The organism is Micromonospora sp. NPDC049060 (genome assembly GCF_040649055.1).
In the GTDB taxonomy this organism is placed as follows: Bacteria; Actinomycetota; Actinomycetes; order Mycobacteriales; family Micromonosporaceae; genus Micromonospora; species Micromonospora reichwaldensis.
Genome location: NZ_JBEZEV010000051.1, coordinates 1 through 17,225 on the forward strand (window position 1 = coordinate 1; position 17,225 = coordinate 17,225).

A 17,225-nucleotide genomic window follows, 5' to 3' on the forward strand; every position below is an offset into this window, starting at 1 on the left:
TCTTCCTACGGGTACTGAGATGTTTCACTTCCCCGCGTTCCCCCCACACACCCTATGTGTTCAGGTGTGGGCGCGAGCGTCGAAGGTATTGACGGCCCACCTCAGAAACGTACACTCCCAGTGTAAATACTGGCGGCTGCCGGGGGGACGGGTGATGGAGCAAGGGCTCGCACTGCACCACATCGGGGTCCGCTTCGGCGGCCTCACCGCCCTCGACGACGTCTCGCTGCGGGTGCCGCCCGGCCGGGTGGTCGGCGTGATCGGTCCCAACGGGGCCGGCAAGACCACGCTGTTCAACGTCGTCTGCGGCTTCGTCCCGCCGGACGAGGGATCCCTGACCCTCGACGGCCGGCCGCTGCGCCCGCGCCCGCACCGGCTGACCCGGCTCGGCATCGCCCGCACGTTGCAGGGCACCGGGCTCTTCGCCGGGCTCAGCGTGGTGGAGAACGTGATGACCGGGGCCACCCACACAGCCCGCGCCGGCTTCCTCGCCGCCCTGCTCGGCCTGCCCCGCAGCGACCGCGACGAGCGCCGGCTGCGCCGGCACGCCCTCGACGTCCTCGACACCCTGGGCATCGCCGGGCACGCCGACGCCGCGCCGGGCACGCTGCCCTTCGCCGTACGCCAGCGGGTCGCCCTGGCCCGCGCGCTGGCCGCGCGGCCCCGGCTGCTGCTGCTCGACGAACCCGCCGGGGGCCTGGGCGCCGACGACATCGCCGAGCTGGCGGAGCTGATCCGGGGACTGCCCCGACGCGACACCGACCCCTGCGCGGTGCTGCTGGTGGAGCACCACATGGACCTGGTGATGTCCGTCTGCGACGAGATCGTGGTGCTCGACTTCGGGCGGGTGATCGCCGCCGGCACCCCCGACGAGGTGCGCGACGACCCGGCCGTCGCCGACGCCTACCTCGGCGCGGCGGTCGACGAGGCCGCGGCATGACCGGCGAAGGGCTGCTCGAGGTGCGCGGCCTGGTGGCCGGCTACGGCGGCGCGCCGGTGCTGCACGGGATCGACCTCACCGTGGCGCGGGGCGCCATCGCGGCGGTGGTCGGTGCCAACGGCGCCGGCAAGACCACCCTGCTGCGCGCCCTCTCCGGCATGCTCCGCCCGGCGGCCGGCCGGGTCGCGCTGGCCGGGGAGGACCTGCGCGGCGTCGCGGTCGAGCAGCTCGTGCGCCGCGGCATGGCCCACGTGCCGGAGGGCCGCGGGGTGGTCGGCGAGCTGACGGTCGACGAGAACCTGCGCCTCGGCGGGCTGTGGCGGCGCGACCGGGCCGACGCCGCCCGCGCCCTCGACGAGGTCTACCAGCTTTTCGCGCCGCTGGCCCGGCGGCGGCGACACCTCGGGCACCAGCTCTCCGGCGGCGAGCGGCAGATGCTCGCCCTCGGCCGGGCCCTCGTCGGCCGGCCCCGCCTGCTGCTGCTCGACGAGCCGTCGCTCGGCCTGGCGCCGCGGGTGGTCGCCCAGACCATGGCCCTGCTGCGCCGGCTGCGCGACGACACCGGGCTGACCGTGCTGCTGGTCGAGCAGAACGTGCGCAGCGCGCTCTGGATCGCCGACCAGGGCGTGGTGATGTCCCTGGGCCGGGTCGTCACCACCGCCCCGGCCGCCCGGCTGCGCGACGACGCCGACCTGCGGCACGCCTACCTCGGCTTCTGACCCCCCTCGTCCCCGCAAGGGAGGACCGTTGGACCGCTTCGTCTTCCTCACCCTCGACGGACTGTCCAGGGGCGCGGTCCTCGCCGCGTTCGCCCTGGCCCTGGTGCTCATCTGGCGGGCGGCCCGGATCGTCAACTTCGCCCAGGGCGCGATGGCCGTCGCCACCGCGTACGTCGCCTACAGCGTCTCCGCCGCGACCGGCTCGTACTGGCTGGGGTTCCTGGCCGCGCTGGCCGCCGGGCTGCTGCTCGGCGCGGCGGTGGACGTGGTCGTCATGCGCTTCGTCGACCACGCGTCGCCGCTCAACCCGGTGATCGTCGCGCTCGGGCTGGTGCTGCTGATCCAGGCCGTCCTCGGCATGGTGTACGGCAGCGAGTTCCTGCCCGCCGGCACGCCCTTCTCCCGCAACCCGCTGACCGTGGGCGGCGTCGCCGTCCTGTCGCCGTACGACCTGTTCGTCTTCGCGGCGGTCGCGGTGGTGGTCGTGGGGCTCGCCTGGACCTTCACCCGCACGGCGGTGGGCCTGCGGATGCGCGCGGCGGCGTTCGCGCCCGAGGTGTCGCGGCTGCTCGGGGTGAACGTCGGCGGCATGCTCACCCTCGGCTGGGCGCTGGCCTCCGGGGTCGGCGCGCTTGCCGGCATGCTGGTCATCCCCACCGAGCTGGGCCTGCACCCGCACGCGATGGACCTGGTCTTCGTCTCGGCGTTCACCGCCGCCGTGGTGGGCGGCCTGGACAGTCCACCGGGGGCGGTGGTCGGCGGCCTCGCGGTCGGGCTGCTGCTCTCCTACGTCAGCGGCTACGCCGGCAGCGACGTCACCCCGCTCGCGGTGCTGGTGCTGCTGCTGACCGTGCTGCTGGTCCGTCCCGCCGGGCTGTTCGCCCCGGTCGCGGCGAGGCGGGTGTGAGCGCCACCCGGGCGGTGACCCCGCCGGACACGCAGGCCCGGGTCGGCCGCACCGGCCCCGCCGGTCCCCGCCGCGGCTCGACCCTGCTGCGCCACCTCGGCCTCGCGGTCGTCGCCGCGCTGCTGCTGGTGGCCGCCAGCTACGGGCTGGAGCCGTTCCGCAACTTCCAGCTCGCCACCGTGGCCGCCTACCTGTGCGCCACCGCCGGGCTGACCGTCCTCACCGGGCTCAACGGTCAGCTCTCGCTGGGGCACGGCGCGCTGATGGCGACCGGCGCGTACACCGTGGCGCTGTGCCAGAACGCGTTCGCCGACGCCGGCATGACCGGCGGCTGGCTGCTCCCGGTCTCGCTGGGCGCGGCCGTCCTGGCCGCCCTCGCGGTGGGCGCCGTGGTCGGGGTGGCCGCCGCCCGGCTGCGCGGCCCGTACCTGGCCGGCGTCACCCTGGCCGTGGCGGTCGTGGTGCCGGCGCTGACCGTCACCTTCGACGGCGTGTTCAACGGCGAGCAGGGGCTGGCGGTGCCGGTCGAGCCCCCGCCGGCGGCCCTCGGTGTCTACTTCCCCTACGAGCGGTGGCAGCTCTGGGTGACCGCGGCGGCCACCCTGCTGGCCCTGCTGCTGCTGGCCAACCTGGTCCGCAGCCGGTACGGCCGCACCTTCCGGGCGGTCCGCGACGACGAGGTCGCCGCCCGCCTCGCCGGCATCCACGTCGCCCGCACCCAGGTCCTCGCCTTCGTGGTCAGCGCGGCCGGCGCCGGGCTCGGCGGCGCCCTGCTCGCGGTCCTCGCGCAGAGCGTCTCGCCCGGGGCCTTCTCGCTGACGCTGTCGCTGTTCCTGCTGATGGCGGTCGTCATCGGCGGGCTGGGCAGCCTCGCCGGCGCAGCCTGGGGCGCCGTCCTGCTGGTGGCCCTGCCCGACCTGACGCACGCCGTCACCGAGCAACTCACCCTGTCGCCGGCGGTCGCGCAGCGGGTCGAGGGCAACCTTCCGCTGGCGATCTTCGGGCTCACCCTGGTCGTCGTCATGATCGCCGCTCCCGGCGGCGTGCAGGGCCTGCTGTCCCGGCTCGCCCGGGCCTTCTCCGCGCGCCGGCCGGGCCGACGACGGCCCTGAGCCGTCCCGACCGGCCGGCACCCGCATCCGTGCCACACCTCCCGCACCCCACCACCACACCGGATCACCATCGCCACCGCACCCCACCACCACCGCACGGCACCACCGCCGCACCCCACCACCAAACCGGACCGAGGAAAGGTCGGTGTCTGACATGACACGAACGGCACGGCGCGGCCTCGCGCTCGCCACCGCCATCACCCTGCTCGTCGCCTCCGCCAGTTGCGCCGGGGACGACGGCGGCGGCCGGGGGGCGGTCCCCGGCGTCACCGACACCGAGATCGTGGTCGGCACGCACATGCCGCTCACCGGTCCGGCGTCCGCCGGCTACTCCAAGATCGCGCCCGCCACGAAGGCGTACTTCGACCACGTCAACGCCAACGGGGGCGTGCACGGCCGGAAGATCACCTACAAGATCATGGACGACGGCTACAACCCGGCGAACACCCAGCAGGTGGTCCGCCAGCTCGTCCTGCAGGACAAGGTCTTCGCCATCCTCAACGGGCTCGGCACGCCGACGCACACCGGCGTGCTCGACTTCCTCAAGAGCAACCGGGTGCCCGACCTCTTCGTCGCCTCCGGCAGCCGCAGCTGGGACCAGCCCGACCGGTATCCGGGCACGTTCGGCTTCAACCCCGACTACACGGTGGAGGGCAAGATTCTGGCCCAGCACGTGAAGACCAGCCTGCCGGGGCGCAAGGTCTGCTTCCTCGGCCAGGACGACGACTTCGGCCAGGACAGCCTGGTCGGCGTGGAGAAGGTGCTCGGCGCCGGCGCGGTGGCGGCGAAGCAGACGTACGTCACCAGCAACACCAACGTGGCACCCCAGATCGGCGCGTTCAAGGCGGCCGGCTGCCAGGTGGTCGTCCTCGCCACCGTGCCCGGCTTCACCGCCCTCGCCGTCGGCACCGCCGCCCGGCTGAACTTCAGGCCGCAGTGGCTCGTCTCCAACGTCGGCGCCGACCACCCGACGCTGGCCAAGCAGCTCGGTGCCAACGCCGGGCTGTTGGAGGGCATGGTCGGCGCCAACTACCTGCCGATGCAGAACGACGCCGCCGACCCGTGGATCCAGCTCTTCACGAAGGTCAACAAGGAGTACAACGGGGACGCGCCGTTCGACGGCAACACCGTCTACGGCATGGCGGTCGGCTACCTCTTCGTGCAGGTGCTCCTCGCCGCCGGCAAGGACCTCACCCGCGAGGCGGTGACCGAGGCCGTCGCCAAGGGCGGCTACCAGGGGCCCGGCCTGGCCCCGCTGCGCTACTCCGACACCGACCACTCCGGCTACGGCGGGCAGCGGCTGACCCGGGTGAGCGGGGGGACGCAGTCCTACTTCGGGCCGACGTACGAGACGGACGAGGGCGACGGGCCGGTACGCGAGCACACCGTCGCGCCGGTGGCGCCGCCGGCCAACGGGGTGCCCACGGCCTCCTGAGCGGGCGCACCGGGCGTGGCGCGTCGGCTTTCCGGCCCGCCGCGCCCGGTCCTGGTCTCGGGGGAGAGGACGCTCAGGCTTCGCGTCCTCTCCCGGATACGGAACTGTCCGCACCGACAGTGCTGTTACGCCGGAGGACTGTCGGTGGGATGTGCCCTGTCCGCCGACGTGCCGTCGTTGACGGGTCTCAGCCGCCCTCATAGTATCTGCATCGTGGATGCAGATTCAGGGCGACCCGCAGGCCGGTTGGCGGCGGTGGCAAGGACCTGCTGCGCGGTGGCGCGGCGGGAGGGCCGGGACGGGGCGTACCCCCTGGGAAGCCTCAAGGTGCCGCGGGCCGGGGCGGTCGCCTTCCTCGCCTCCGACGACGCGGCCCGGATCGCCGGGTGGACCCTCCTCGCCGACGGCGGGGCCGCCCTCGCCGACCGGCCCGCCGGATGACCGGGCCGGGCCCGGGCCGGGGCCGGGCGGTCGCCGTGTGGCCCGCGGCTAGACTCGGCGCGGCGGTACGGGGGACGTGGCGGCGATGAGGAGGCGGGCGCGGATGGGCGGTGCCGAGGCGCCGGTCCGGGTCGACGGCCGGACCGCCCGGGCCGAACGCACCCGGGCGGCGATCGTCGAGGCGCACCTGGCGCTCATCTCCGAGGGCGACCTGCGGCCGACCGGCGAGCGCATCGCCGAGCGGGCCGGGATCTCGCTGCGGACGCTCTGGACCAACTTCAAGGACATGGAGACGCTGTTCGAGGCCAGCGGCGCGGAGCTGCTCCGGCAGCAGGACGCCGCCCACCGGCCGATCTCGCCAGCGCTGCCGCTGGCCCGACGGGTCGACGCGTACTGCCGGCAGCGGGCCCGGCTGCTCCAGCTCATCGCCCCGTCGGCGCGCGCCGCCCAGATGCGCGAGCCGGTCTCCGGGCAGCTGCGCCGCAACCGCCTCAAGCACATCGCGCGCGTCCGCGACGAGGTCGAGCACCTCTTCGCCGCCGAGCTCGAACAGGCCGGTCCCGACCGCGACCAGCTGGTGCACGCCCTGGTGGCCGCGAGCATGTGGCCGGCCTGGTCGATGCTGCGCGACGGGCTGGGGCTGGGCGTGGACCAGGCCCGCGCGGTGATGACCCGGACGGTCGCCGCCCTGCTGGCCGACGTCGACCCGCGCTGACGCGCGACGTGGGAAGACGGCGCCGTCGGTCTTTCCATCGGGCCACCGATAGGTGACACTCGATTGCATGGTTACTGCATCCTCAGTGCAATTAACCGTGTTGCGCGGCCGGGCCGACGAGTGCGCCGCGATCCGGCGCCTGCTGGGTGACCTGCCCGCCGGCGGGGGAGCGCTGCTGGTCCAGGGCGAGCCCGGATCCGGCCGCAGCGCGCTCGTCGACTACGCCCACCGGCACGCCGGAGGCTGCACCGTCCTGGCCGGCACCGGGCTGCCCGAGGAGGCGGGCCTGCCGTACGCGGGGTTGCAACGGCTGCTGGACCCGGTGCTCGACCGGGCCGGCGCGCTCCCCGGACCGCAGCGGCGGGTGCTGCTGCGGGCGCTGACCGGCGCGGGCTGCCCCGCCCACGGGCGCCTGGCGCTGTCCCTGGCCGTGCTCGGCCTGCTCGCCGCCGCCGCTCGGGACCGCCCGCTGCTGTGCACGATGGACGACGTGGACCGGGGCGACCAGCCCACCGCCGACGTGCTGGCGTTCGTCGCCCGCCGCCTGCGCCGATCGTCGGTGGCCGTCCTGCTCACCACGGCCGCGGACGTCCCCCTCGGCGGGATAGCCCGGCACCGGCTCCGCCCGCTCGACGACCGGGACAGCGCCGCGCTGCTCGCCGACCGGCTGGCCGGCCGGCCACCCGCGCCGCCCGTGGCCGCCGCGCTCGCCGCCGCGGCCGGGGGCAACCCGCAGGCCCTCGTCGACCTGGCCGAGGTGCTCACCCCTGGCCAGTGCCGCGGGGAGGAGCCGGTGCCCGAGACGCCCCCGCCCGACGGCGGGCTGGGCCGCGCCTACCGGGCCCGCCTGGACCGGTTGCCGGCCGTCACCCGCCGGGTCCTGCTGCTCGCCGCGCTCGACGAGGACGGGGAGCCGGCCACCCTGGTCCGGGCCGCCCGGGTCGCCGGCGCGGCGGTCGAGGCGCTCGCGCCGGCCGAACTCGCCGGCCTGGTCCGCGTCGACCCGCGACGGCTCACGTTCCCGCAGCCCCTCGTCCGGACCGTGGTCCGGGCCGCCGCGCCGCTGGCCGAGCGGCGCGCCGCGCACCTGCTGCTCGCCGGCGTGCTCGACGGGGCCGGGCACCGGCTGCGCCGGGCGGGACACCTCGCCGCCGCCGCCCAGGGCCCCGACCCGGCCCTGGCCGCCGAGCTGGAGCAGGCCGTGACCGAGTGCGAGGGCGCGGGCATGGCGGCCTCGGCCGCGCTGCAACGGGCCGCCGAACTCACCGACGATCCGGCGCGCGCCGCCGCCCGGCTGGTGGCCGCCGCCCGGTACGCCTGGTCCGCCGGCCGGGCGCACCGGGCCCGACTGCTGCTGGGCGAGCTGCCGCCGGGCGCGGAAGCCGCCGTGGCGGGCCGGGCCGACCTGCTGCGCGGGGAGCTGGAACTGCGTACCGGCCGGCCCCGGTCCGCGTTCACCACGCTGCTGTCCGCCGCCGGCACCCTGGCCGCCGCCGACCGCGCGGCCACCGGCACGGGTGGCGCAGCGGACCGCGCGGCCACCGGCACGGGTGGCGCAGCCGATCGCGCGCTGGCCCTCGGCGCGCTGGTGCGAGCGGGCGAGGCCGCCTGCTTCACCGGCGACCAGTACCGCTACGCCGACGTGGCCCGGCGGGCGGAGCTGTTGCGCCGCCCCGACGACCCGCCCGCCACCGAGCTGCTGAGCGCCTACGTCGCCGGGACTGCGGCGACCCTGCGCGGCCACCACGAGCAGGCCGGGCCCGCCCTGCGCCGGGCCGTCGTCCTCGGCGGGCAGCTGACCGGGCCGGCGTCGACCCCCGCGGCGCTGACCTGCGCGGCGGCGGCCGGGCTGCTGGTGGCCGTGGACGGCGCGGCGCACCGGCTCGCCGAGCGCGCCGTCGAGCTGGCCCGCGAGCGGGGCGAACTGTCCGCCCTGCCGCGCGCCCTGGAGCTGCGGGCAGCCGCCGAGTACTGGCTGGGCCGGCACGACGCCGCGACGGACACCTCCCGGGAGGGGCTGCGGATCGCCCGGGACGTCGGCCAGGAGAACTGGGCCGGCGTACACCTGGGCATGCTGGCGGTGCTGGCCGCCGTGCGGGCCGACCGCGACACCGCCCTGCGCCGGATCCGGGAGATCGGCGAGGACCCGGGCGCGCACAGCCGGCCCCGCGCCCTCGCGCAGTGGGCCCTGGCGGTGCTCGACCTGGTCGACAACCGGCCGGCCGCCGCCGCCGCGCGACTGGCCGCGCTGGCCTGCCCGGGCACGGGCCGGGGGCAGGTGCTGGTCCTGGTGATGGCCACGCCGTACCTGGCGGAGGCAGCCGCCGCCGTCGCGGACCGGCCGGCGGCAAACGCCGCCCTCGCCGTCTTCGACAGGTGGGCCAGCAGTACGGCGAGCCCGTCGCGCCGGGCCCTCTCCGCGCGCTGCCACGGGCTGCTCGCGCCCCGGGGCAGCGCCGAGGCGGAGCGGGAGCTTCGCACCGCCCTGCGGCTGCACCCGACGGACGCCGGCGCGTTCGAGCGGGCCCGCACCGAGCTTCTCCTGGGCCGGGAACTGCGCCGCAGCCGTCGACCCCGCGCGGCGCGCGAACACCTGCACGCCGCCCGGGAGGCGTTCACCCTGCTCGGGGCGGCCACCTGGGCGGAACAGGCCACCACGGAGCTGCGGGCGGCCGGGGAGTCGGTAGGGCCGCCGGAGGAGTCGGCGGCGCGACTGCTGACGGGCCAGCAGCTCCGGATCGCGCGGCTGGTCGCCGAGGGCGCCACCAACCGGGAGATCGCCGCCCGGATGTTCCTCTCCACCCGTACGGTCGACCATCACCTCCGCAACATCTTCCACCGCCTCAACATCCGCTCCCGCACGCAACTGGCCCGCGCCCTCTCCTGACCAGCCCCGCCCCCGTCCCTCCGGCCCTCACCGGCCCTCACCGGCGTCGATCATGCAGCTGTGGTGCCCCGCGAAAGCCGCGAAGCGGCATCGACCGCCCACCACAAGCCCATGATCGACACAGCGGGGGTGGGGCGCGACGCGGCGGGGCCCGGGGAAGGGGTGGGAGTGTCAGGGGGTGGGGAGGATCACGGTGCGGGCGCCCTCGCCGCGGGACATGCGGGCGAAGGCCTCCGGGGCGCCGTCGAGGGTGGTCCGGTCGGTGATCAGGTAGCCGAGGTCGAGGGTGCCGTCGAGCACGGCCCGGGCGAGCTCGGGCACGTCCCGGTCCGGGTCGGAGGAGCCGTAGACCGAGGAGCGCAGCGTCCGGGCCGAGTGGAAGATGTCCAGCGCGCCCAGCCCGACGATGTCGTCCTTGGCGCCCATGCCGACGACTGTCACCTGACCGCCCCGGCGGGTGGCGCGCCAGGCGGTGCGGATAGTGGCCGACCGCCCGACGCACTCCACCGCGTGGTCGACGCCCCGGCCGCCGGTGCGCTCGCGGACCGCCCGGTTGAGCGAGTCGTCGGCCAGCAGGAAGTCGGTGGCGCCGGCTGCGACGGCCAGCTCCGCCTTGGCGGGGGAGACGTCGACGGCGAGCACCTGACCGGCTCCGGCGGCCCGCGCGGCGGCGACCACCGACAGCCCCACCCCGCCGAGGCCGATCACGGCCACCGACTCGCCGGGGGCCACCTTCGCCGTGCGGCGTACCGCGCCGACGCCGGTGAGCACGGCGCAGCCGAGCAGCGCCGCCGCCTCGAAGGGCAGCTCCGCGGGCACCGGGATGACGGCGGCCTGCGGCACCACCACCTCCTCGGCGAGGGCGCCGAGGCCGAGCGTGACGTGCAGCGCTTCGCCGACCGGCGTGCGCCCCCGGGGGGCCGAGGGCGACCCGGTGCGCTCGCACAGCCACGGCTCGTCCCGCCCGCAGTACCAGCAGCTGCGGCACGGCGGGGCCCAGTTCAGCACCACGTGCGCGCCGGGCGCGACCCGCGTGACGGCGTCGCCGACGGCGAGCACCACCCCGGCCGCCTCGTGCCCCAGCACCAGCGGGTACGGCGGCGCCAGCGTCCCGTCGACCATGGACAGGTCGGAGTGGCAGACGCCAGCGGCGCGGACGCTCACGCGTACCTCGTCCGGGCCGGGGGCGGGCAGCTCGATCTCCTCCACCCGCAGCGGGGCGTCGACGGCCCGTACGACCAGCGCCCTCATCGCTGGATGGCCTTGACCTGGAGGAATTCCTCGAGCCCGTGCCGGCCCAGCTCCCGGCCGAGGCCGGACTGCTTGTAGCCGCCGAACGGGGCGAGCGGGTTGAACGGGGCGCCGTTGACGTCGACGGCGCCGGTACGCAGTCGACGGGCCACCCGCAGCGCCCGCTCCTCGTCTGCGGACCAGACCGCGCCGGCCAGCCCGTAGCGGGAGTTGTTGGCGATGCGCACGGCCTCGTCCTCGTCGTCGAACCCGATGACCGCGAGCACCGGGCCGAAGACCTCCTCCTGGGCCAGGGCGCTGTCGGGGTCGACGTCGGCGATCACCGTCGGGGCGACGAAGTAGCCCCGCTCGGGCAGCGGGGCGTCCGGCCCGCCGGCGACGAGTCGGCCCCCGTCGGCCAGCCCCCGGGCGACGTGCTCGCGGACCCGTTCCCGCTGCGCCGCGGAGACCAGCGGGCCGAGCCGGGTGGCCAGGTCGAACGGGTCGCCGAGCCGGTAGCCCGCCGCAGCCTTGGCGGCCAGGTCGAGGGCCTCGTCGTAGCGGTCGCGGTGCACGAGCAGGCGGGTCCAGGCGGCGCAGGTCTGGCCGGAGTTGAGGAAGGCGTTGCCGACCCCGACCTTGACGGCCGTGGCCAGGTCGGCGTCGTCGAGGACGATGTTTGCCGACTTGCCGCCGAGTTCCAGGGCGACCCGGGCGATCCGGTCGGCGGCGAGGTGGGAGATCCGCCGGCCGGTGGCCGTCGAACCGGTGAAGGAGACCATGTCGACGTCCGGGTGCGCGGCGATGGCCTCGCCGACGACCGGGCCGGTGCCGGTGACCAGGTTGACCACGCCGGGCGGGAAGCCGGCCGAGTGGATGGCGTCGAAGAGCAGGTACGCCGTCAGCGGGGTCAGCTCGCTCGGCTTGAGCACCAGGGTGCAGCCGGCGGCCAGGGCGGGGGCCAGTTTCGCGACGACCTGGTGCAGCGGGTAGTTCCACGGGGTGATCGCCCCGACCACGCCGACCGGCTCCCGGACCACCAGCGAGTTGCCGATCGTCTCGTCGGCCGGGGGACGGGCGGCCAGCTCGACGTAGCTGTGCAGGACCGTCAGCGGCAGGCCGGTCTGGACCCGGGTGGCCACCTTCAGCGGGGTGCCGAGTTCCAGGGCGACGGTGCGGGCGATCTCGTCGGCCCGGGCGGAGAGCGCGGCGTGCAGCCGGTCCAGGCGGGCGGCCCGCTCGGCGGGTGCGGCGTCGGCCCAGCCGGGGAACGCGGCCCGGGCCGCCGCGACGGCGCGGTCGACGTCGGCCGCGGTGCCCGCCGGCACGGTCGCGATGACGTCCTCGGTCGCCGGGTTGCGCACCGCGACGGTGTCCCGGGAGTCGGCGGCGGACCACCGCCCGTCGAGGTAGAAGTCGGTACGTGCGAGATCCATCGCGCCCCTCACCTACGTCGGCCGAAACTAGCAGCGCAAGTTTTGACTCTAGTACGCCTCGTCGGCCGGCGGGAGGGGCGGCAGTGGCCCGATGTGCTCCTCGTAGGTGCGCGACAGCCCGTGGATCAGCGCGTCGAGGCCCAGCGCGAAGGCGCCCTCGTCCACCCGCTGCTGGTGCTCGGCCAGCCGGTGGGCCTGGGTCAGGTGCGGGTACTGCTCCGCGTACAGCCCGGGGTCCTCGACGAAGCCCCGGGCGAACGAGCCCAGCGCCGAGCCGGCCACGAAGTAGCGCATGAGCGCGCCGACGTGGGTCGCCCGGGCCGGCGGCCACCCGGCGGCGACCAGCCCGCCGTAGACGGCGTCGGCCATGGCCAGCGCTGCCGGCCGGCGCCCCGGCCCCCGGGCCAGGTACGGCACGATGTTCGGGTGCGCGGCCAGCGCCGCCCGGTAGGAGTGCCCCCACCGGCGCAGCGCCTCGCGCCAGTCGACGCTGCCGAAGAACGACACGTCCACCTGGCCGGTGACGCTGTCGGCGACCGCGTCGAGGATCTCGTCCTTGGTGGCGAAGTGGTTGTAGAGCGACGGCCCGCGTACCCCGAGCTCGGCGGCGAGCCGGCGGGTGGAGAAGCCCTCCAGCCCTTCGGCGTCGATCAGCGCGGCGGCGGTCTCGACGATCCGCTGCCGGCTGAGCAGCGCCTGCCGCGGCCGGGGCATCCGGTCCTCCTTCGCTCGGGTCCTGCGCCGCAAACTCTGCCACAACCGGGTCTGGACGGAATTAAACTTGCACCGCTAGTTTAAGCCTCATGGATCTGGAACTCTCCGCCGAGCAGGCGGCGGTCCGTCGGCTCGCCGCGGACTTCGTCGACCGTGAGGTGGTGCCGCACGCGGCCACCTGGGACCGCCGCGAGTCCGTCGACCCCGACATCGTCGGCAAGCTCGGCGACCTCGGCTTCCTGGGGCTCACCATCGGCGAGGACGACGGCGGTTCGGGCGGCGACCACCTCTCCTACTGCCTCGTGCTGGAGGAGCTGGGCCGGGGCGACTCCGCCGTGCGCGGCATCGTCTCGGTCTCCCTCGGCCTGGTCGCCAAGTCGATCGCCGCGCACGGCTCGGCCGGGCAGCGGGAGCAGTGGTTGCCCCGGCTCTGCTCCGGCGCGGCGCTCGGCTGCTTCGCGCTGACCGAGCCGGACAGCGGCTCCGACGCGGCCGCGCTGACCACCCGGGCGGTCCGCGACGGCGCCGACTGGCTGATCACCGGCGCGAAGATGTTCATCACCAACGGCACCACGGCCGACGTCGCGCTGGTCTTCGCCCGCACCGGCGGCCCGGGACACCGGGGCATCAGCGCGTTCCTGGTGCCCACCGACGCGCCGGGCCTGACCCGGCGGGAGATCCACGGCAAGCTGGGCCTGCGCGGGCAGGCCACCGGGGAGCTGCGCTTCGACGGCGTACGGGTGCCGGCATCCGCGCTCCTCGGCGAGGAGGGCGCCGGCTTCCGGCTCGCCCTCGCCACCCTGGCCAAGGGCCGGATGTCCGTGGCCGCCGGCTGCGTCGGCATCGCCCAGGGCTGCCTGGACGCGGCCGTCGGCTACGCCGGGCAGCGCACCCAGTTCGGCAAGTCCATCGCCGGCCACCAGCTCGTGCAGCAACTGCTCGCGGCCATCGCCGTCGACACCGACGCCGCGCGCCTGCTGGTGTGGCGGGTGGCCGACCTGATCGACCGGGGCGAGCCGTTCGCCACCGAGGCGTCGATGGCCAAGCTCTTCGCCAGCGAGGCCGCCGTGCGCGCGGCCAACAACGCGGTGCAGGTCTTCGGCGGCTACGGCTACATCGACGAGTACCCCGTCGGCAAGTACCTGCGCGACGCCCGCGTCGCCACCCTCTACGAGGGCACCAGCCAGATCCAGCAGCTGCTCATCGGACGCGCGCTCACCGGCGTCAACGCCTTCTAGAGCCAGGAGGAACCGTGACCAGATTCGCCGACCGGGTCGCCGTCGTCACCGGCGCCGCGCAGGGCATCGGCGCGGCCACCGCGCACCGGCTCGCCGCCGAGGGCGCGGCCGTCGCGGTGGTGGACCTCGACGCCGCGCGCGCCCGGGCCGTCGCCGACGAGATCGCCGCCGCCGGTGGCCGGGCCGTCGGCATCGGCTGCGACGTGACCGACGCCGGAGCGGTCGCCGCCATGACCGACCAGGTGGTCCAGGCGTACGGGGGGCTGCACGTGCTCGTCAACAACGCCGGGATCACCCGCGACAACCTGCTGTTCAGGATGGCGCTGCCCGAGTGGGAGGCGGTGCTGACCACCAACCTGACGAGCATGTTCCTCTGCTGCCAGGCGGCGCAGCAGCACATGGTGGCGGCCCGCTACGGCCGGATCGTCAACCTCAGCAGCCGCTCCGCGCTGGGCAACCGGGGTCAGGTCAACTACGCGGCGGCCAAGGCCGGCGTGCAGGGCCTGACCGCCACGCTGGCCGTCGAGCTGGGCCCGTTCAACGTGACCGTGAACGCGGTCGCCCCCGGCTACGTGGCGACCGCGATGACCGCGGCCACCGCCGAGCGGGTGGGCAGCAGCCCCGAGGAGCACCAGCGGGCGGTCGCCGAGCACACCCCGCTGCGCCGGGTCGCCCAGCCCGCCGAGATCGCCTCGGTGATCGCCTTCCTGGCCAGCGACGACGCCTCGTACGTCAGCGGCCAGACCCTGTACGTCAACGGCGGCGCGCGCTGAGCCGCGCGTAGCACCGCACCGACCCGGAGGGGACATGGACTTCGCGCTCTCGGACACCGAACGGGCCATCCGCGACACGGCCCGCGACTTCATCACCAGGGAGGTCATGCCGCTGGAGCCGGAGCTGCTGCGGCGCGAACGCGCCCACCGGCCCGGGCTGGAGCCCGACGAGCTGCGCGAGTTGCAGCTCAAGGCGCGGGCGTTCGGCTTCTGGGGGCTGGCCACCCCCGAGGCGTACGGCGGCATGGACCTGCCGGCCGTCACCCAGTCGCTGATCTGGACCGAGATCGGCCGCTCGTACGTGCCGTTCCGCTTCGGCGGCGAGGCCGACAACATCCTGTTCCGGGCCAACGAGGAGCAGCAGCGGGAGTTCCTGGTCCCGACGATCGAGGGGGAGCGGCGCAGCTGCTTCGCGATCACCGAGCCGGGCGCCGGAAGCGACGCGGCCAACATCCGGCTCAGCGCCCGCCGCGACGGCGGCGACTGGGTGCTCAACGGCGAGAAGACCTTCATCACCGGCGGCAACGAGGCCGACTTCGCCATCGTCATCGCGGTCACCGACCGGGAGAAGGGCGCCCGCAACGGCGGCGCCACGGCCTTCCTGGTGGACCGGGCGATGGGCTGGCGCTCGGAGTTCATCCAGACCATGGGCGAGGGCGGGCCGGCCGCACTGGTCTTCGACGACGTACGGGTGCCGGAGCGCAACATCCTCGGCGAGCCCGGCCAGGGCTTCGCCCTCGCGATGGAGTGGATCGGCAAGGGCCGCTACACCATCCCCTCGCACGCGGTCGGCATCGCCGAGCGGGCGCTGCGGATGGCGATCGACCACGCCACCACCCGGCAGACGTTCGGCCGGCCCATCGGCGACAACCAGGCGATCCAGTGGATGATCGCCGACTCCGAGACCGAGCTGGAGGCGGCCCGCTGGCTCATCCTGCGGGCGGCCTGGACGGTGGACCAGGGCATGGACCCCCGGCACGCCTCGTCGATGGCGAAGCTCTACGGCGCCGGCATGGTCAACCGGGTGGTCGACCGGGTGCTGCAGATCCACGGCGGCATGGGCTACACCCGGGAGCTGCCCGTCGAGCGGTGGTACCGGCAGGTCCGGCTCTACCGGATCTTCGAGGGCACCGACGAGATGCAGCGGCTCATCATCGCCCGGGACCTGCTGCGCGGCTACACCCGACTGGGAGGGCACCTGGCATGAGGACCTTCGACTCCGTCGACGAGCTGGCCGCCGCGGTCGGGGAGACCCTCGGCCCGGGGCCGTGGCAGCGCATCGAGCAGGGGCGCGTCGACCTGTTCGCCGACGCCACCGACGACCACCAGTGGATCCACCTCGACCCGGAGCGGGCCGCCGCCGGCCCGTACGGGGGCACGATCGCGCACGGCTTCCTGACCCTGTCGCTGCTGCCGGCGCTGGTAGGGCGGCTCTACCGGGTGCGGGGCGTGCGGATGGGGGTCAACTACGGGCTGAACCGGGTGCGGTTCCCCGCCCCGTTGCGGGTCGGCACGGCGGTCCGGGCCGTCGCCACCATCGCGGAGGTGTCGCCGGTGGCCGGCGGGGTGCAGCTGGTCACCGCCGCGACCGTGGAGTGCGACGCCGGCGGCAAGCCGGTCTGCGTCGCCGAGACGGTGAGCCGGCTCCACGTGGGGCCGGCGGCCTCCTGAACCACGGGCGGCACCAGCCGCGCGTGGCGGGGACCACATGGTTAGCGCCTTGTTCGGGAGTTTGTGTCGCTTTTATCCATCGGCCGTTCGGTTGATATGGCGACGGCCGTTGGTCTAGTGTGGTGGCACTGCGGTCGCCGGTTCCCGGCGTCGCGGCATCTGTAGGACAGGAAGGGCAGCATGATCACCACGACGACCGCGCCGACCACCACCACCGACGCCACCACCACGGCCCCCGGTGACGAGACCCGCGCGAGTGAGCTGACCGCCGCCCTCGCCGCCCTGCCGGAGGGGCACCCCGACCGGCCGGCGCTGCGGGCGCGGGTGATCGAGGCGTGGCTGCCGCTGGCCCACCACCTCGCCTTCCGCTACAGCGGGCGCGGCGAGCCCAACGGTGACCTGGCCCAGACCGCCGCCCTCGGGCTGATCAAGGCCGTGGACCGCTTCGACGCCTCCCGGGGCGTGGACTTCGCCGGCTTCGCCATCCCGACGATCCTCGGTGAGATCAAGCGTCACTTCCGCGACCGCACCTGGAACATCCGCGTGCCGCGCCGCCTGCAGGAGCTGCGGCTGCGCATCTCCGAGGCCAACGGCACCCTCACCCAGACGCTCAACCGCGCGCCGACGGTCGCCGACATCGCCGTCCACCTCGGCGTCACCGAGGAAGAGGTCCTGGAGGGGCTCGAAGGCGCCCGCGCCTACAACGCGGTCTCCCTGTCCACCCCCATCGGCGACGGCGACAGCGCCACCGAGCTGGGCGACACCCTCGGCGCCGAGGACAACGAGTTCGAGCTGGCCGAGCTGCGGGTCGCCCTCGGCCCGGCGCTCGCCACCCTCGACGAGCGGGAGCAGAAGATCCTCACCCTCCGCTTCTACGGCAACCTCACCCAGAGCGAGATCGCCACGCAGGTCGGCGTCTCCCAGATGCACGTCTCCCGCCTGCTCGCCCGCGCGCTGGGCAAGCTGCGCGGCCAGCTCGAGGGCAGCCGCTGACGACACCCTCGCGG

The 17,225-nt window shown here is 75.2% G+C and carries 16 protein-coding genes; 13 read left to right on the top strand and 3 right to left on the bottom strand.

What is annotated here, in order from left to right:
- Positions 1-154 precede the first annotated feature (154 nt).
- The 8 genes from AB0B83_RS18750 (at position 155) to AB0B83_RS18785 (ending at position 9,156) form a co-directional block, all read left to right on the top strand.
- A complete protein-coding gene (locus AB0B83_RS18750; RefSeq protein ID WP_357579259.1) occupies positions 155-940 on the top strand; it encodes an ATP-binding cassette domain-containing protein in 786 nt (261 codons plus the stop codon).
- The gene (locus tag AB0B83_RS18755; protein ID WP_357579260.1) at positions 937-1,659 is read left to right on the top strand and encodes an ABC transporter ATP-binding protein; all 723 of its coding nucleotides are present in this window, start codon (positions 937-939) and stop codon (positions 1,657-1,659) included. The genes AB0B83_RS18750 and AB0B83_RS18755 overlap by 4 nt, the downstream gene beginning before the upstream one ends.
- Positions 1,660-1,687: 28 nt before the next feature.
- The gene (locus AB0B83_RS18760) at positions 1,688-2,566 is read left to right on the top strand and encodes a branched-chain amino acid ABC transporter permease (RefSeq protein ID WP_357579261.1); all 879 of its coding nucleotides are present in this window, start codon (positions 1,688-1,690) and stop codon (positions 2,564-2,566) included.
- Between the two features lie 83 nt (positions 2,567-2,649).
- Positions 2,650-3,678, top strand: a complete 1,029-nt coding sequence (locus tag AB0B83_RS18765; protein WP_357579287.1) for a branched-chain amino acid ABC transporter permease — start codon at positions 2,650-2,652, stop codon at positions 3,676-3,678.
- A 154-nt stretch (positions 3,679-3,832) separates the two neighbouring features.
- Positions 3,833-5,113, top strand: coding sequence for an ABC transporter substrate-binding protein (locus AB0B83_RS18770; protein WP_357579262.1), 1,281 nt, complete (start codon positions 3,833-3,835; stop codon positions 5,111-5,113).
- 213 nt (positions 5,114-5,326) lie between these two features.
- On the top strand, positions 5,327-5,554 hold the full coding sequence (locus AB0B83_RS18775; RefSeq protein ID WP_357579263.1) for a hypothetical protein: 228 nt from the start codon (positions 5,327-5,329) through the stop codon (positions 5,552-5,554).
- A gap of 103 nt (positions 5,555-5,657) precedes the next feature.
- Positions 5,658-6,269: a TetR/AcrR family transcriptional regulator gene (locus tag AB0B83_RS18780; protein WP_357579288.1), complete on the top strand. Its 612-nt coding sequence runs from the start codon at positions 5,658-5,660 to the stop codon at positions 6,267-6,269.
- Positions 6,270-6,366: 97 nt separating this feature from the next.
- Positions 6,367-9,156, top strand: coding sequence for a LuxR C-terminal-related transcriptional regulator (locus AB0B83_RS18785; RefSeq protein WP_357579264.1), 2,790 nt, complete (start codon positions 6,367-6,369; stop codon positions 9,154-9,156).
- 171 nt (positions 9,157-9,327) lie between these two features.
- Here AB0B83_RS18785 and AB0B83_RS18790 read toward each other — a convergent pair whose 3' ends face one another.
- The 3 genes from AB0B83_RS18790 to AB0B83_RS18800 are packed head-to-tail and all read right to left on the bottom strand — an operon-like array spanning position 9,328 to position 12,536.
- Complete coding sequence (locus AB0B83_RS18790) at positions 9,328-10,407, bottom strand: Zn-dependent alcohol dehydrogenase (protein ID WP_357579265.1); 1,080 nt, start codon at positions 10,405-10,407, stop codon at positions 9,328-9,330.
- On the bottom strand, positions 10,404-11,822 hold the full coding sequence (locus AB0B83_RS18795; protein WP_357579266.1) for an aldehyde dehydrogenase family protein: 1,419 nt from the start codon (positions 11,820-11,822) through the stop codon (positions 10,404-10,406). Before AB0B83_RS18795 ends, AB0B83_RS18790 begins: the two co-directional genes overlap by 4 nt.
- 48 nt (positions 11,823-11,870) lie before the next feature.
- Entirely contained in the window at positions 11,871-12,536 is a 666-nt protein-coding gene (locus tag AB0B83_RS18800) for a TetR/AcrR family transcriptional regulator C-terminal domain-containing protein (RefSeq protein ID WP_357579267.1), read from the bottom strand.
- 89 nt (positions 12,537-12,625) lie between these two features.
- Here AB0B83_RS18800 and AB0B83_RS18805 point away from each other — a divergent pair, with 89 nt between their 5' ends.
- From AB0B83_RS18805 to AB0B83_RS18825, 5 genes are all read left to right on the top strand, one after another.
- Positions 12,626-13,774 carry an acyl-CoA dehydrogenase family protein gene (locus AB0B83_RS18805; protein ID WP_357579268.1) on the top strand — a complete coding sequence of 383 codons (1,149 nt, stop codon included), beginning with the start codon at positions 12,626-12,628 and terminating at the stop codon, positions 13,772-13,774.
- A gap of 14 nt (positions 13,775-13,788) precedes the next feature.
- On the top strand, positions 13,789-14,547 hold the full coding sequence (gene fabG / locus AB0B83_RS18810) for a 3-oxoacyl-ACP reductase FabG (protein WP_357579269.1): 759 nt from the start codon (positions 13,789-13,791) through the stop codon (positions 14,545-14,547).
- Positions 14,548-14,581: 34 nt separating this feature from the next.
- Positions 14,582-15,754: an acyl-CoA dehydrogenase family protein gene (locus AB0B83_RS18815; protein WP_357579270.1), complete on the top strand. Its 1,173-nt coding sequence runs from the start codon at positions 14,582-14,584 to the stop codon at positions 15,752-15,754.
- The gene (locus AB0B83_RS18820) at positions 15,751-16,218 is read left to right on the top strand and encodes a MaoC family dehydratase (protein ID WP_151456678.1); all 468 of its coding nucleotides are present in this window, start codon (positions 15,751-15,753) and stop codon (positions 16,216-16,218) included. Before AB0B83_RS18815 ends, AB0B83_RS18820 begins: the two co-directional genes overlap by 4 nt.
- Before the next feature lie 180 nt (positions 16,219-16,398).
- Positions 16,399-17,211: a SigB/SigF/SigG family RNA polymerase sigma factor gene (locus AB0B83_RS18825; protein WP_357579271.1), complete on the top strand. Its 813-nt coding sequence runs from the start codon at positions 16,399-16,401 to the stop codon at positions 17,209-17,211.
- Positions 17,212-17,225: the final 14 nt, after the last annotated feature.

Excerpts from the sequence above, each read along its gene's own strand:
- AB0B83_RS18755 (WP_357579260.1), top strand. The coding sequence starts at position 937 with ATGACCGGCGAAGGGCTGCTCGAGGTGCGCGGCCTGGTGGCCGGCTAC.
- AB0B83_RS18825 (WP_357579271.1), top strand. The coding sequence starts at position 16,399 with ATGATCACCACGACGACCGCGCCGACCACCACCACCGACGCCACCACC.
- AB0B83_RS18750 (WP_357579259.1), top strand. The coding sequence starts at position 155 with ATGGAGCAAGGGCTCGCACTGCACCACATCGGGGTCCGCTTCGGCGGC.
- AB0B83_RS18820 (WP_151456678.1), top strand. The coding sequence starts at position 15,751 with ATGAGGACCTTCGACTCCGTCGACGAGCTGGCCGCCGCGGTCGGGGAG.
- AB0B83_RS18795 (WP_357579266.1), bottom strand. The coding sequence starts at position 11,822 with ATGGATCTCGCACGTACCGACTTCTACCTCGACGGGCGGTGGTCCGCC.
- AB0B83_RS18790 (WP_357579265.1), bottom strand. The coding sequence starts at position 10,407 with ATGAGGGCGCTGGTCGTACGGGCCGTCGACGCCCCGCTGCGGGTGGAG.
- AB0B83_RS18800 (WP_357579267.1), bottom strand. The coding sequence starts at position 12,536 with ATGCCCCGGCCGCGGCAGGCGCTGCTCAGCCGGCAGCGGATCGTCGAG.
- AB0B83_RS18780 (WP_357579288.1), top strand. The coding sequence starts at position 5,658 with ATGGGCGGTGCCGAGGCGCCGGTCCGGGTCGACGGCCGGACCGCCCGG.
- AB0B83_RS18805 (WP_357579268.1), top strand. The coding sequence starts at position 12,626 with ATGGATCTGGAACTCTCCGCCGAGCAGGCGGCGGTCCGTCGGCTCGCC.
- AB0B83_RS18770 (WP_357579262.1), top strand. The coding sequence starts at position 3,833 with ATGACACGAACGGCACGGCGCGGCCTCGCGCTCGCCACCGCCATCACC.
- AB0B83_RS18815 (WP_357579270.1), top strand. The coding sequence starts at position 14,582 with ATGGACTTCGCGCTCTCGGACACCGAACGGGCCATCCGCGACACGGCC.